We start from the raw sequence: 14,334 nt of genomic DNA on the forward strand, positions 1-14,334 counted from the left end.
TTATGCAAAGGTGGTCCGCGGGTTGCGGCCGGTTGTTGCAGCCGCACTACCGTGCGGCTTTACTGGGTTTGTGTTATGCAAAGGTGGTCCGCGGGTTGCGGCCGGTTGTTGCAGCCGCACTACCGTGCGGCTTTACTGGGTTTGTGTTATTGGATCAATTCGTGATAGAGTTGCACCACCGGATCGTCGCGTTTACGGCGAGGGTTGATCCCGGTGGCGGTGAGGTAACGTTGATACGCTCGTTGCATCTCCATCGGTAAGCCAAGTCGATGGTTTGCCCGCAACAGCCAGCTTACGACTGCCGCGGTGCGCGGCTCGAGGGCGAGAATACGCTGACAATATTGAATGCACTGTTGGTCATTGCCGTTGGCGAATGCATCTGCGGCTAATCGCTCGCCGGCGATGACGGTTTTACTCAAGAGGTTTGCTGCGCGTTCGGTAGCCCACCGTTGCGCACCGGCAATCCCTTCCATATACGGCCCATCGTATAAGTCGAGTACGTATTGAAAAAAGGGAACGGCAGCGCTCAGGCCTTGTTCGGTGACGGTTCGTGTCGCTAGCTCGAAAGTGCGTTCAAGCAGATCGGCATCGCTCTGGTAACGATCGGGGTTGAGTACACAGCGCTGCCGGTCGGTAATAAGGAGTTGGTTGGTGAGAGTTTCACCGCCAACCTGCTGGAGTACTTGGCGTAATGCGGTAAGGGTACGGGCAAAGCTGCTGGCGCTGGCTTCGCCATCCCACACTGCCGATGCAATTTCGTGACGGGGAGCGCCACTTGCTCCACAGTGAACGAGATAGGCGAAGATGCCTTGCACTTTGCGTCCACCCGCACGCCCAGTTTCGCTCTGACCCCATTCTTCCGCTTTGATCATCCGGCTATCGATGAACACTTGAAACTCGCCGAGACAGTGAACGTACACACCACGGAAGGGGCGTAGTTCGATGCGCAGACCACTGATCTCGCTGATGTGGCGTAGCGCTATCTGTGCTTGTTCACTAAGCTCAGGATCGTCAAGCAGACGACGTAAGTACGTGAGGGCGCGGTTGCCGTAATGGGTTAGGAGAATGGTCGTAGCTTGCCGACGAACCAGCGGGTCGGCGTGGGTCAATAATGGCAGATAGAGCGTGACTGGATTCGACATGCCGCTACTCTTCTACACTATTATGACGCTCTTCAGGAGGAAGGCGACGTACAACACTGACAGACGGATCGATCCGTAGTTCGCCGTGTTCATCGAAGTCGACGATCAAGATTTCTCGGTCGCCGTTCACCAGGCTAAGACGGACTTTGCCTGCACCATATGGCATACAGATGATGCGGTCACCAGGGTGAAAGCGCGGTTCAAAGGTTGGATTACCGGAAGCCGGCGACTCGCTACGGCGCGGTGTTTCCGTTGCAATGCGCGAACGCCGTTGGCGCAGGCGGGCCAAGATGGCTTCGGCATCAGGTAAAGTTGGCTCTTCGCTTGGCGCTGCTGCGGCTGGTGTTTCCGGCTCAACCGGTGTTATCGATTGTGGTCGGTTAGCATTGGAGCGTGGTGGTACTCGGTCAGGTGGACGGCTGTACCGGTTGCGGGTGTGGCCGGTAGCGCGATTTGGGCGCGGTGGTTCAGCACGCACCGGTGGGTCGGATGCGCGTGTCGACGGGTTGGGCGCGCGCGTCGGCGGGTCGGACGGGCGCGTCGGTGGGTCGGACGGGCGCGTCGGTGGGTCGGATGCGCGTGTCGGCGGGTCGGTCGCGCGTGTCGGCGGGTCGGGCGCGCGTGTCGGTGGGTCGGACGGGCGCGTCGGTGGGTCGGACGGGCGCGTCGGTGGGTCGGGCGCGCGTGTCGGTAGGTCGGGCGCGCGTGTCGGCGGGTTAGATATGCGTGTTGCGGAAGATTGTGCCCGTGGTGGGAGTGCAATGGTCATATCGACCTCGCCGCCCAACACGGCCAACAACCAATCCATATCGGCACGGGCAAGCGGCTCGAACAGCGGGTCAAGCCGTTGATCGAGAGCAATGTCGTAGGCGAGCGGCAATATCGTCTCTAAGTGTTCGTAGAGCCATGCCGCAAGACCATTGCCACTCGGTTGGGCATCGATCAGGTAAAGATAGTTATTGTCTGGATCGTAAGCGGGAACACAATCTTCCAAACGGGCTAACGTCTGCACTGCAATCGCTGCTGCGCATGACCAACCGGCTAACTGACCGGTCACATTTAGAGGACGATTGAGCTGAATCCAAATCGCCGGACTATGCCATTGGGATGTGAAAGGTGCCGGTAAAGTCCGTTCTTGCACGACATTGCGACTATTGTGCTCGCGGTAAGCGTAGGTCGTCTCTTCGATCATCACACGGCCCCAAGCAAGCCGTGGTCCATGACCACCCTGTTTACGTCCCTGTTTACGTCGAAGTTCACGCTGACCCCACTCATTATGGATGTGTACGCGACAGCGACGGAGGGGGATGGTGCGCCGACCACTGTCAGCAACAAGCTGTACGGTAGCTTGCTCTTCGTCCTGAGCAATCACTCGCTGACCGCCGCGTAGTGGCGGGAGTGCAGCCCCGACAAACGCCCAGCGCCCCGTGATTGAAGGATCGGCAGTACCGATCGGTTGTCCTTGCTCATCAAGGAGAAAGAGTGGATCGGTACCGGCAGCGTGCAGATCGAGCGGGATGTAGGGGTCACTCTGTGTGCCCGGTAGCCAGAGTGGTGGCTGATGAGGGAGGCGGTGGAGATGGCGGTGTGCTTCCAGTCGTTCGACCGTCGGGGTAAGCTGCCATTGCTGTATTTCTTGCTGGCGTAATGGTTGTTCGTTGGCGGCGCAGACCAGATGTAATGCAGCCACGAATGAGTTGATCGGTGCCGGTGGCCAGACAGGAGGCTGGAGCAAAGGCCATGTTGCCAGATCGGTCACCGCGAGTCGTTGCAGGGCTAGCTCGCTGATTCCACGCCCAAGGAGCAGGATCACCAGCATTGCTCCACTGCTCAAAGCAGCAGAAAGCTGTACGGCGCTGTTGTCAGCACCGGTGATTATCTGAACGTGGGCCGGTAGCGGGGTGGAACCAACACTTAGTGCATCGCCGGTGAATGCGCGCAGCGTACCGATCTCAAACCGGTTCGCAACCAGACGAACGGTTGCACCGGCAGTGACGAAAGCGTTGGCTAACTGCATTATCTCGTGTTGACGGTCGCCATCGCTCTGCCAGAGCGCGAGCGTCGTTGCCGGATGGGGCAAATCGGTGACTGGGGTGATCCGCCATTCTTGACCGCTGAGCAGTTGCAAGGCAATTTCGACACCACTCACCGGCGCCACCGAGCCACCCAGCAAAGGGGGGTGTGGGGCCAGCCGTGTCGCGCGCAACAATGCCATACTGAGGTGGCCGGCAGCTACGCCATGGTACGTGTGGAGATCGGGAATGGCGATCATCCGAAGGCGTGACCAAAAATAACGCCAGGCGCGGTCGTGAAAGCGGAGGAGCGAGCTGTGTAGTTCTGGTAGCGTAGTGATGACGAGGCGGGAAGTCGGCGCTGTCCGGCGGTTGGAGCCATTGGTAGCCGTGATGGCGATGGGCGGACGAAGAGAGTGGGCTAGTACCGTAGCTTCGCGCTCGTGGAGGAGTGCTTGATCGGGATCGGCGGCAATGAGCAGCGCTGTCGCCGATGGTTCGTGATGGAGTAAGTCAAGTACCAGCAGGTGCAGACTCGCGCGACTAAGCATGCCGGTGCCGGTGATCGCGAAAGCGGTTCCGCGGCGGAGGGCGGCGAGCGCAGTGGATTGGGCTTGAAAGAACGGTAAGCCGACTACATCTAACCATGCATCTTTCAGCGCCGGGGCGATCGTGAGATGGCTAATCCGCACACCGGCCCGGCCAGGCACGTGGTGTAGCGCGATCAGGGGCGATGGTTTTCGTCCAGATCGTTCGGCCAGCATCTGCAAGATTTCGATGAAGTCGCTCATCGTTACCAACTATGTCTGCGCTCCAATGGCTTGCCAACGATTGACCGAAGCGTGATCACCTTCCGTCAACCTGTCAATAGTGTGATTGTAGCATGCCTGTCGAACATCCATCAGCAGCGTGGTATACTCCTGTCGGTTCTGCCTGATGAGGGATATTCTATGCGTTCACGATGGTTGCGAGTCAACGGCTATCAACTCCATTGGATCGAAGCGGGCCGCGGACCGGCAGTCGTATTGTTGCACGGGTTTGCCGGTTCGTGTGCCGATTGGGAACCGACCGTGCTGTGGTTGGCAGAACAAGGCTATCGTGCATTGGCCGTAGATGCACTGGGCTTTGGGCATTCCGAAAAACCGGTTCACGCGCCGTATGGTTTGGCATTGCAGAGCGATCTCTATGCAGCGTGGTTGGCAGCACTCGGTATTGAGCGCGCTGCTTTTGTTGCCCACTCTATGGGGGGAAAATACGCATTGGCAACTGTGATCCGTCATCCAGCACGGGTAGCGCGTTTGGTGTTAGTCGCCACCGATGGCTTTGTCAACCCATCGCCATTGACGATCATCGGTGGTTGGCCGGTGCTTGGCGAGACGATCCTCTGGCTTTCAGCGCATCCGGCGGTGGTCCGTGCCTTTTTAGCCGCTGCGTTTCACAACCCTGAGTCATACGTGACGACAGAGTTGATTGAACGTGGGCGGGCAGCGATTAGTGGGGTGGCTAATCGACGGGCATTGACGGCCCTTAGCCGACGTTATACGGCGACCGATCTTGGTCTAACTGGATTGCGCGCCCGCCTACACGAGATTCGGGTTCCCACCTTGCTGATTTGGGGGGCACACGATCGTATCTTCTCCTTGCAATATGCGACCACTGCTCATCGTGAACTTCCGTGTTCGCAACTGGTGGTGATACCGCATTGCGGTCACTTTCCGCATATCGAGGCGGTGCGTCCGTTTCGCGGTGTGCTCAGTGGGTTTTTAGCTTCACTCTAAGGTAGGATTTACGCACCGCCGTACCAACACACGGGTAAAGTTATACGTTGCTTCTCGGTATTATCACTATCGAGCGGGTGGGGAAAGTCGCGGCGGAACGTTGTACCGTGCAAGCGATCGCAACGCAGAAACGTAAACTCCATTGTCGGTGGAATAGCAATGTTGCCGATTCGAACGATGTTACAACAGTTGTTTGGGTGAATATGGACACAGGCGTGGGTTTGCAAAAGTTTGACAATGGCTCGGCTGGCAGTGTGAAAAAACCACTTATTCCACAACTGATCGAGATGATGAAACTCGATAATCATAATCCGAAACCGCTGAAGAAGGTCCGGTGCAGTAGCTAAAAGCACTTCGTACTCAAACCCCTCAATATCCATTTGCAGCAGAAGATCACCGGTCGCATCCGCCGGCAATTCGTGGGTCACCCAATCGGCCAGCGTAAGATACTGCCCATCGCTCATTGCACCGATAAACACCTTGCGAAAATGAAACGCCGGGTGATGAGTCGCCGGTCCTTCCACCGACGCATCGGCCATATATACTTGCATACCACGCTCAGCACAGGCTAACTCAAACGCAGAGATGTGCCCGACACCAGGCGAAAAACAGGCCTGAATGCCATGTAAGTCATCGGGAACGACGTACCCACCATCACCGCGTGGCCCCAACCGGATAAAAGGGGTTGGTGGGGCTAATGGATGAAGTTGTTTGATCAGCGCTTGCACCCGTTCAGGTGGAGTGAGGTTGGTTGGAAACATGCGAAACGGTGCGCAAAGCTGAATCAGTTGCTGTAAGACAGTACGTTTGAACGTCATTGCCCTATCTGCATACAATCGGTGATAGCTTTATTGTAGCAAGGCGGCTATCATATCGTCAATTTACAACATCGTTATCAATGCACTTCAACTTTTGACAAAAGATTTAGAATAATGACACCTATAATGATAAACCCGATGCCTACCATTGCCCATATATCGAGTTGTTGACCGTAGAGAACCCACGCAATGGCAGTAATGAGGATAATCCCAATTCCCGACCAGATCGCGTAGGCGATACCAACCGGAATAGCTTCTAAGGCGAGCGACATCGCAAAAAATGAAATAGCATACCCTACTATGACAATAATCGAGGGCCATAAACGAGTGAAACCGGCACTGGCCTTCAGCGCCGATGTTGCCATCACCTCAAATAAGATGGCAATAAGAAGATAGATCCAGTACTTCATCATCGTCTCCTTTCCGGGTCAATGGTAAAAATACCAAAAAAAAGGCCAATAATAGCCCGCTGAGGGCAAATTCACTTCAAGCCCCCTTAGAGATGAGGAGGCAGAGGTCGGTATCAGTTCGAATCGCGATTAATCAGGTGCGGCAGGGTTGGGGAGGACGAGTTTCAAGAGAGGGTTGGGAAACCGGCGCGTCATCGTAATCGCACAAAACGTCTCGACGAGGCCGGGGAGCACGGCATATTCGACCAACTTACCACTGTCTAATTCATCTTTCACCACAATTGGCGGTATAACGGTTAACCCGCTATGCTCACGGGCCACAAGACGCATCATGGCCATGTCGTCAACTTCGGCCACAATATGTGGTCTGATGTTCCATTGTTGCATCAGGGCGTCGAACCCGGCACGGATCGTCGATTCCAGGGTTGGAACAACCAACGGCTCAGTCTGCAACAAAACCTCTAGTGGAGTGTGATAACGATCTGGCCGCGGATAACCGATCAAACCGACCGACTGGGTATCGATGACATACACAATCCAGGGTGAGGCATGATCGCGGGGTGGCACCACATCCGATAGCACCACATCGAGATCGTACAACCTGAGACTGTTGAGTAATTCATCGAGGGTGCCTGAGCGGATGATCACTTTACTACCGACATCGAGTAGCAATGGACGCAAAAAGTGCACCTGAAAGTTGCGCGAGAGGGTTGCTAGGGCACCGACACGCAATACCTGCTGCTGGGTTTCATTCAAGCGACCGAACGTGCCGAGGAGTTCATCGCCTTTGGCAAAAATCTCGTCGGCAAAGTTCAGCGCAATGTGTCCTGCTTCAGTCAAGACGAGCCGCCGGCCTACTCGCTCGAACAGCGGTTGTCCCAGATAGTCTTCGAGCGCGCTGATCTGCATTGAGAGCGCCGATTGAGCGATATTGTGTTTCTTGGCGGCACGGGTGAGGTTACCTTCGTGTGCCACAATCCAGAAGTAACGAAGGTGATGATAATTTAACATACACTGTTCCGGTCACGGATCGTACAGGTTATCTCCCCTCAGTATGCCAGATGATTGATGCTTCCGCAATGACTGCTCGTGTGATTGTTCTGTTAAAACGAACAAATTGAGAAGATACATATATTTTACTGATTGAAAACTCCATGCTACTATCCAACTGTCGACTATTGAAATCGAGGAGGTTCGGTTGTATGGATGGTGTGCTGGCACTGCTCACGTATCTCGTGCCGTTCTCGCTGATGATGGTAGGGGTGTTGGGGATGTTGAGGCTTTTGCCATCGGTTGAATTGACCTTTCAGCTTGGGCGAGCCATCAGCATCGCTTCGTTTGGCTTGATGGTGATCTTGGGAGTGGTCGTTGCTCTTCATGGCCCATTAGTGAGTCCGTTGATCGGCATTGGTGCGGTGGGGCTATCACTACGTCTCGATGCGCTCAGCGTCGTAATGTCGTTGCTGGTGACATTCCTCGGGTCGGTACTGATCCAGTTTAGTCGGAACTATCTCGATGGTGATCCGCGTCAGCAGCTCTTTTTTATCCGTTTGTACTTGACCATTGGCGCAGTCTTATTGATGGTGCTGTCCGGCAATTTGTGGCAGTTGGTCGTGGCGTGGGTTATGACCAGTTTGACCTTGCATGAGCTGTTGGTCTTCTACCCAGATCGGCCTCAAGCAATTCGGGCAGCACGGAAGAAATTTATCGTAGCGCGGATCGGTGATGCCTGTCTGATCATCGCCGCCGTGTTGCTGGCGCAGACCTTCGGTACAACCGATCTTGGGATGTTGCGTGAGGCCGCAGCGAGCGCGCTGGCTGCCGGTATTGCACCGACCGGGGCGGTCATCGGGGCGCTGTTGATCGTGGTTACTGCAGCGCTGAAGTCGGCGATGTTCCCGTTCCACGGCTGGTTGCTTGAGGTGATGGAGACGCCGACGCCGGTGTCGGCGTTGCTACACGCCGGTTTGCTGAATGCCGGTACTTTTTTGGTAGTGCGGTTTGGTGAGCTGGTCTTTTTGAATCCGGCGGCGTTGGTCTGCTTGATTGTAGTGGGCGGTTTGACTTCGATTATTGCTTCCTCTGCGATGATCACCCAGAGTAGCGTGAAGGTGTCGCTGGCCTATTCGAGTGCAGCGCACATGGGTTTTATGCTGATGCTATGCGGTTTTGGTGCGCATACGGTGGCGATTATGCATCTCATTGCCCACTCGTGTTACAAGGCCCATGCCTTCCTTTCGTCGGGTAGTGTAATCGAGTACGTGCGTAATACCGGTGCCCAAAAGCTTAATCAGGTGCCGCATCCGTTTGCTTTGCTGGCGAATATGGCGGTGGCAGTGCTGATGTTTTTGGCTGTGGCAACTGCCATCGGGATCGATATCACCAAGCGCCCGGCTGAGACGGCAATGGTCACGATCTTTATGACTGCCGTGGCTTATCTGTTGATAAAAGGCACGACCGGCAAAGCTCCGTTGTTTGTAATTAGTCGCACGGTAGGTATGGCCGCTCTCGTCACACTGGCGTTTTTTGCGCTCGAGGTGATAGCCGAGTTCCTACTGAGTAGTGCGGTCGCCGTCTACCCGCCACTCGATCCGATCACGTGGGTGGCAGTTGTGATGGCTGTCGGCGCGTTCGTTATCGTGATGGCTCTGAGTTCCTACTTGCCTGCGCTCACCAATCGACCGGCGTGGCGCGCGTTCTATGTCCATCTCAAGCACGGCTTTTACGCCAACGCGGTCTTCGACCGTTTGCTCGATACGTTCCGTCTCGCTCGTTAATCTGCTGTAGGCCAAGACGCCGAATGTCCGACGACGTGGCGCTACCTATTGCGCCTTAGTGGTTGCTGTGTGCCGATAACGATACAACAACAGGAGAACGTCACGATGACGATGGTTAAGACTAATATCAAAACGATGTCGGTATTCGCTATTCCCTCTCCGACGCTATCACGCGAAGATATTGCTGACGCAGTGCGGCGTGCCGAGCAACGGATTGCACCTCTCTGGCCGTTACGCAATTTTGTCGCGGTAAACCCTTATCTTGGTTTGATCGATTACTCATTTGAGCAAGCCGCGCATGTGTTGGCTTGTCGGGCTGGCGCCCGGATGACGTTGCCGCGCTCGTTTTATGCCCAAGCAATCGAATGTGGTCGGATTACCGATGATGATCTCGCTGCCGCTTTGGCGGAGGGCATTCCCTTCCGCGGTGCGCCGGAGACAGTTGCCGCTTTAAAGGCGTTTGCTCGCGACAATTCACCAGAGCCGGTAGGTAATGTCCTGCCGACGGTTGCCGATCTGGCGGCAAAGATAACTGGCAGCAATTGGTCTGCTATCGTGACCGATTCCATCTCAAACTGGGCCGGTGCGTACTTCGATCTCGGTCAATCGTACTGGCGCTCACCATGGGCTAAGCTGCCGGCATACGCGGCGTGGCGGGCTGAAGCGGCGTTCGATCGCACACCTCAGGTACGTGGTGCACGTGCGTTCCAACGTGTGTTACGCGATATGCCCAGTACTGCAACAGAGACAATCGTTGTTGCGCTCAAGCAGTTGCAGGTTCCAGCGACCGGTTTGGAGGCGTATCTTCATCGGTTGTTGCTGTCAATCCACGGTTGGGCCAGCTATGCTCGCTACCTCCGTTGGGAAGCAGAATTGTACGGTGGTCAGGATGAGACGCTCACCGATCTACTGGCTATTCGACTGGTGTGGGAAGTGGGATTGTGGCAGAGTTTTGCCGGCGATGGGGTGGCCGCTGCGTGGGAGCAGTCGATCGGTGAGATGTGCAATGGGCAAGACGACGATGAGTTTAAGCGTGTGCTAGGTGGTGATCTGTTGCTGCAACGAGCATTTGAGCACGCTTACCGGCGCAAATTGTTTGCGCAACTCGGTGTGACAGCACCGGTCACGACCGGAACCCGCAAGCGCGTGCAAGCTGCTTTCTGTATTGATGTGCGTTCTGAGATCTTCCGCCGCGCGCTGGAAACAGTGTCTGGCGAGATCGAGACGATTGGTTTCGCCGGATTTTTCGGTTTTCCAATCGAGTACATTCCATTGGCCGAGGCGGAAGGTGGCGCCCAGTGTCCGGTCTTACTGACACCACAATTCGTGATTGCCGAATCGGTTGACGGTGCTACGCCATCGGAAGTGGAAGCGGCCATCACCAAGCGAGCGATGCGTCAGCGCGTGGCAAAGGCGTGGCGTATGTTTAAATTTGCTCCGGTCTCGTGCTTTGGTTTCGTCGGGCCGGTTGGTTTGGCCTATGTGCGCAAATTGCTGCTCGACACGCTGGGCATAACCCGCCCGGTGCCGCATCCGGCAACCTTCGGTCTCGATGGACAAACGCGCGCACGAGTTAAGCCGAGCCTCGAACCGCGCTCGTTCAACGGACGACTGATCGGTATGCCGCTCGCACAGCGGATCGCTGCCGCAGCTGGTGCGCTCAAGGCGATGTCACTGACCGACAACTTTGCCCGGATCGTACTACTGGCCGGTCACGGCTCGACTACTGTCAATAATCCACACGCGACCGGTCTCGACTGTGGCGCGTGTGGTGGGCACACCGGCGAGGCAAACGTGCGGGTCGCCGTGCAGATACTCAACGATCCGGCGGTGCGGGCCGGTCTGTGCGAGCACGGGATCGTTATTCCCTCCGACACGGTGTTCGTGGCCGGTCTCCATGACACGACGACCGATGATGTGACCATCTTTGACAAGGGTGATATTCCGGCCAGCCATGCCGATGATCTCCAGCAGTTGGAACGTGATCTGGCCGCTGCCGGACGGTTGGCGCGGGCCGAGCGGGCAGCCCTACTCAACGTCGACCGCAACACCGACATTGACCGGGCGGTGCGTCGGCGTAGCACAGACTGGTCGCAAGTACGGCCAGAGTGGGGGCTGGCCGGGTGTGCCGCTTTTATTGCTGCACCCCGTGAGCGCACCGCCGGCATCTCGCTCGACGGGCGCGCTTTCCTGCACAATTATGACTGGCGGCAAGACGGCGACTTCAGCGTACTGGAGCTGATCATGACCGCGCCGATGATTGTGGCGAGCTGGATCAACCTGCAATACTTCGGCTCAACGGTGGATAATCGGGTTTTTGGTAGTGGCAACAAGACGCTACACAACGTGGTCGGGACGCTTGGCGTTCTGGAAGGCAACGGTGGCGATTTGCGGGTTGGGCTACCCTGGCAGTCGGTCCATGACGGTAAGCGGTACGTGCATGAACCGATCCGTCTGCACGTTCTCATCGAAGCACCGATTGAGGCAATGACTGCTATTATCACCAAGCACGAACAGGTGCAACAACTGCTTGACAACGATTGGCTCTACCTATTCGCAATCGGTGAAAACGGTAAGATTACTCACCGGTATGCCGGTGGGTTACGGTGGGAAACGTGCGTATAGCCACGGATGCCATTTTAGGGCTACGGTCAGGGCGCACGTTCCTGCGCCCCGACCACATCACGATCCCGGCGCCTCAATGCAGGCGCCGGAGAAAATTGCCCCGACCACATCACGATACCGGCACCTCAATGCAGGCGCCGGAGGAAATTGCCCCGACCACATCACGATACCGGCACCTCGTCGGTACGGGGTGGCATCGTAATGACCGGCGCGTTTTCACTCGGCGGCAACAACGCAATATTCAACACCTCGTCGAGAGTCTCAACCGGAATAAATGTCATCTCGGCGCTCACCTTCAGTGGCAGATCATCGAGATCGTGCATATTGCGCTTTGGTAAAATGATCGTGCGAATACCGGCTCGATGCGCACCAAGCGCCTTCTCTTTAATACCACCGATCGGTAACACTCGTCCGCGCAACGAGATTTCACCGGTCATTGCCAGATCATCACGCACGAGGCGACCGGTTGCTGCTGAAGCCAATGCGGTTGCCATCGTAATACCGGCCGAGGGGCCATCTTTCGGTACTGCGCCCGCCGGCACGTGAATGTGGATGGCGTGGGTCTCGAAGAAATCCGGTTCGATGCCGAGCGAGCGGGCGCGCGAACGAACATACGTCAGCGCGGCTTCGGCGCTTTCGCGCATCACATCGCCGAGCTGGCCGGTGATGATCAACTCCTTCTTTCCTTCGACTGCACTCGCCTCAACAAAGATAATATCACCGCCGACGGGCGTCCAGACCAACCCAATCGCGACACCGGGTTGATCGATCCGTTCGCGGGTCTCGTTGGTGAAGCGCGGGCGCCCCAAGGCAGTGCGGACAAAGGCGGCATCGACCACAAACGGCAGACTGGCTGGGTAAATCTCGCCCTCACTAAGGCGACGGGCCACCTTACGCAACACCGCACCTATTGAACGTTCGAGGTTACGCACACCGGCTTCGCGCGTATATTCGTTGATAATGCAGCGCAATGCCTCTTCGGTTACCATTGCCTCATCAGGACGCAAGCCATTGGCGCGTAACTGACGCGGCACCAGATGGCTCAGGGCAATTTGTACCTTCTCGTCCTCGATATAACCGGAGAGTTCGATCACCTCCATCCGATCGCGCAATGCCGGTGGCACCGTATCCCACGTGTTCGCCGTGGCGAGGAACAGCACCCGTGAGAGATCGAAGGGCAGATTGAGATAGTGATCGGTAAAGGTATGGTTCTGTTCTGGGTCAAGTACTTCGAGCAGCGCGGCTGCCGGATCGCCACGGTAATCGATGCCGAGCTTATCGATCTCATCGAGCAAGATCACCGGATCGGCCGTACCGGCGCGACGCAGCTCTTGAATAATCCGCCCCGGCTGCGAACCAATATACGTGCGGCGAAAGCCGCGCAATTCGGCCTCATCGCGAACTCCACCCAAGCTCATGCGGACAAAGCTTCGCCCCAAGGCACGGGCAATACTCTGACCGAGGCTCGTCTTACCGACACCAGGTGGCCCCACAAACGCGAGAATCGGCTCGCGATTAGCCCGCAGATTCTCTTCACCCAACATCGCACGCCGCTGCTTGACCGCCAAATATTCAAGGATCCGCTCTTTGACCTTCTGCAAGCCGTGGTGGTCTTCGTCCAACACCTGCCGCGCATACGCAATATCAATCGGCTGGCCGGTATACTTATTCCACGGCAGTTCGGCCAACCACTCTAGATAGGTACGTACCATCTGATATTCCGGCGAGCTTGCATTAATGCGAGCCAATCGGTTCAACTCGCGGTCAGCCTCTTTACGGGCCACATCGGGTAGGTTGGCGGCAGCCAGCTTCTGGCGTAAGTCATCAAGCTCAGCAGCTTCACTACTATCTTCACCCAGCTCTTTTTGAATCGCTTTCAACTGCTGACGCAGATAAAATTCACGCTGCTGTTTCGCAGCGCTCTCTTGCACTTCTTGGCGGAGGCGTGCTTGCACCTCGAGCAACGCAAACTGCCTGCGGTAAAAATCGCGCACCTTACGCAGCCGTTCGACAACATCAAACGTTTCGAGCAGGTCTTGCCGTTCGGCAAAGGTGTAATCGGGCGAATAGCCGGTATTATCGGCCAGATGACCGGGATCATCGATAGAGCGCACAAAATTGCGAATCTCTTGGGTCACACCGGGCCGCAGTTCGAGCACCGCATCGATGGCAGCGTGCGCTTCTACCATCAATTGTTCGAGTTCAGGAGTTCGTTCAAACACATCAGGCCGGCGCGTAAAGGTAAAACGTAGAAAAGGCGAAGTCTGTGTCGCTTCCCCCAGTTCGGCCCGCACCAACCCACGCACAACCACGCCGGTCGAACCGTTGGGAAGCGTACCAAGTTGCTCGATACGTGCTACCACGCCTACCCGGAAAAACTGCTCGACAATCGGCGCCTCAGCCGGCGGGTCGGGGCGGCGGGCCGCCAGCAACACATAACGCCCTTCGCGCACCGCGGCCTCGGCGGCTGCCACACCGAGATCGTCGAGCGTCAAACTCACCACAGTATGCGGGAAGACCACTGCTCCTTCCAGTGGAATCAGCGGCAGAGTCTCAGGTGTCGTTTGTTCTGGTTCATGCAACGTTGCCTCGCTCATAGCACATCTCCATCATCGAAAGCAGAAGGGAATATCCTTCCGCACTATGTGTATTGTGAAACGCGCGCGAAAGCGTGTCAATGGCAGCGGTCAAGTTCTAGTGAAACTCTAACAGTAGAGGCGCAGAGATTGGTAACGCAAAGGCGCAGAGGACGCAGAGAGCGCAGAGTGTTTT

At 56.4% G+C, this 14,334-nt stretch carries 9 protein-coding genes; 3 read left to right on the forward strand and 6 right to left on the reverse strand.

Annotated elements, in window-relative coordinates; genetic code table 11:
- Positions 1 to 146: 146 nt before the first annotated feature.
- A complete protein-coding gene (locus tag AC01ZF_RS05685; protein ID WP_424677141.1) occupies positions 147 to 1,142 on the reverse strand; it encodes an AfsR/SARP family transcriptional regulator in 996 nt (331 codons plus the stop codon).
- A 4-nt stretch (positions 1,143 to 1,146) separates the two neighbouring features.
- Positions 1,147 to 3,945 (reverse strand): helicase, encoded by a 2,799-nt coding sequence (locus AC01ZF_RS05690; protein ID WP_476575196.1) that lies wholly within the window; start codon positions 3,943 to 3,945, stop codon positions 1,147 to 1,149.
- 159 nt (positions 3,946 to 4,104) lie between these two features.
- Between AC01ZF_RS05690 and AC01ZF_RS05695 the strand changes: the two genes are divergently transcribed.
- On the forward strand, positions 4,105 to 4,932 hold the full coding sequence (locus AC01ZF_RS05695) for an alpha/beta fold hydrolase (RefSeq protein WP_424677143.1): 828 nt from the start codon (positions 4,105 to 4,107) through the stop codon (positions 4,930 to 4,932).
- Positions 4,933 to 4,940: 8 nt separating this feature from the next.
- Here AC01ZF_RS05695 and AC01ZF_RS05700 read toward each other — a convergent pair whose 3' ends face one another.
- The 3 genes from AC01ZF_RS05700 to AC01ZF_RS05710 all read right to left on the reverse strand — a co-directional run bounded on the left by AC01ZF_RS05700 (position 4,941) and on the right by AC01ZF_RS05710 (position 7,171).
- Complete coding sequence (locus tag AC01ZF_RS05700) at positions 4,941 to 5,750, reverse strand: FkbM family methyltransferase (RefSeq protein ID WP_428113423.1); 810 nt, start codon at positions 5,748 to 5,750, stop codon at positions 4,941 to 4,943.
- A gap of 77 nt (positions 5,751 to 5,827) precedes the next feature.
- Complete coding sequence (locus AC01ZF_RS05705; protein WP_424677150.1) at positions 5,828 to 6,160, reverse strand: DMT family transporter; 333 nt, start codon at positions 6,158 to 6,160, stop codon at positions 5,828 to 5,830.
- 129 nt (positions 6,161 to 6,289) lie between these two features.
- Complete coding sequence (locus AC01ZF_RS05710) at positions 6,290 to 7,171, reverse strand: LysR family transcriptional regulator (RefSeq protein ID WP_424677145.1); 882 nt, start codon at positions 7,169 to 7,171, stop codon at positions 6,290 to 6,292.
- Positions 7,172 to 7,362: 191 nt separating this feature from the next.
- On the opposite strand from AC01ZF_RS05710, the gene AC01ZF_RS05715 reads away from it, so the two are divergent.
- Complete coding sequence (locus AC01ZF_RS05715) at positions 7,363 to 8,937, forward strand: proton-conducting transporter transmembrane domain-containing protein (RefSeq protein ID WP_424677146.1); 1,575 nt, start codon at positions 7,363 to 7,365, stop codon at positions 8,935 to 8,937.
- 105 nt (positions 8,938 to 9,042) lie between these two features.
- Entirely contained in the window at positions 9,043 to 11,562 is a 2,520-nt protein-coding gene (locus tag AC01ZF_RS05720) for a YbcC family protein (protein ID WP_428113417.1), read from the forward strand.
- 161 nt (positions 11,563 to 11,723) lie between these two features.
- Here the strand turns inward: AC01ZF_RS05720 and lon are convergent, their stop codons facing one another.
- The gene (lon, locus tag AC01ZF_RS05725) at positions 11,724 to 14,159 is read right to left on the reverse strand and encodes an endopeptidase La (RefSeq protein ID WP_428132715.1); all 2,436 of its coding nucleotides are present in this window, start codon (positions 14,157 to 14,159) and stop codon (positions 11,724 to 11,726) included.
- Positions 14,160 to 14,334: the final 175 nt, after the last annotated feature.

Source organism: Chloroflexus sp., from assembly GCF_056331925.1.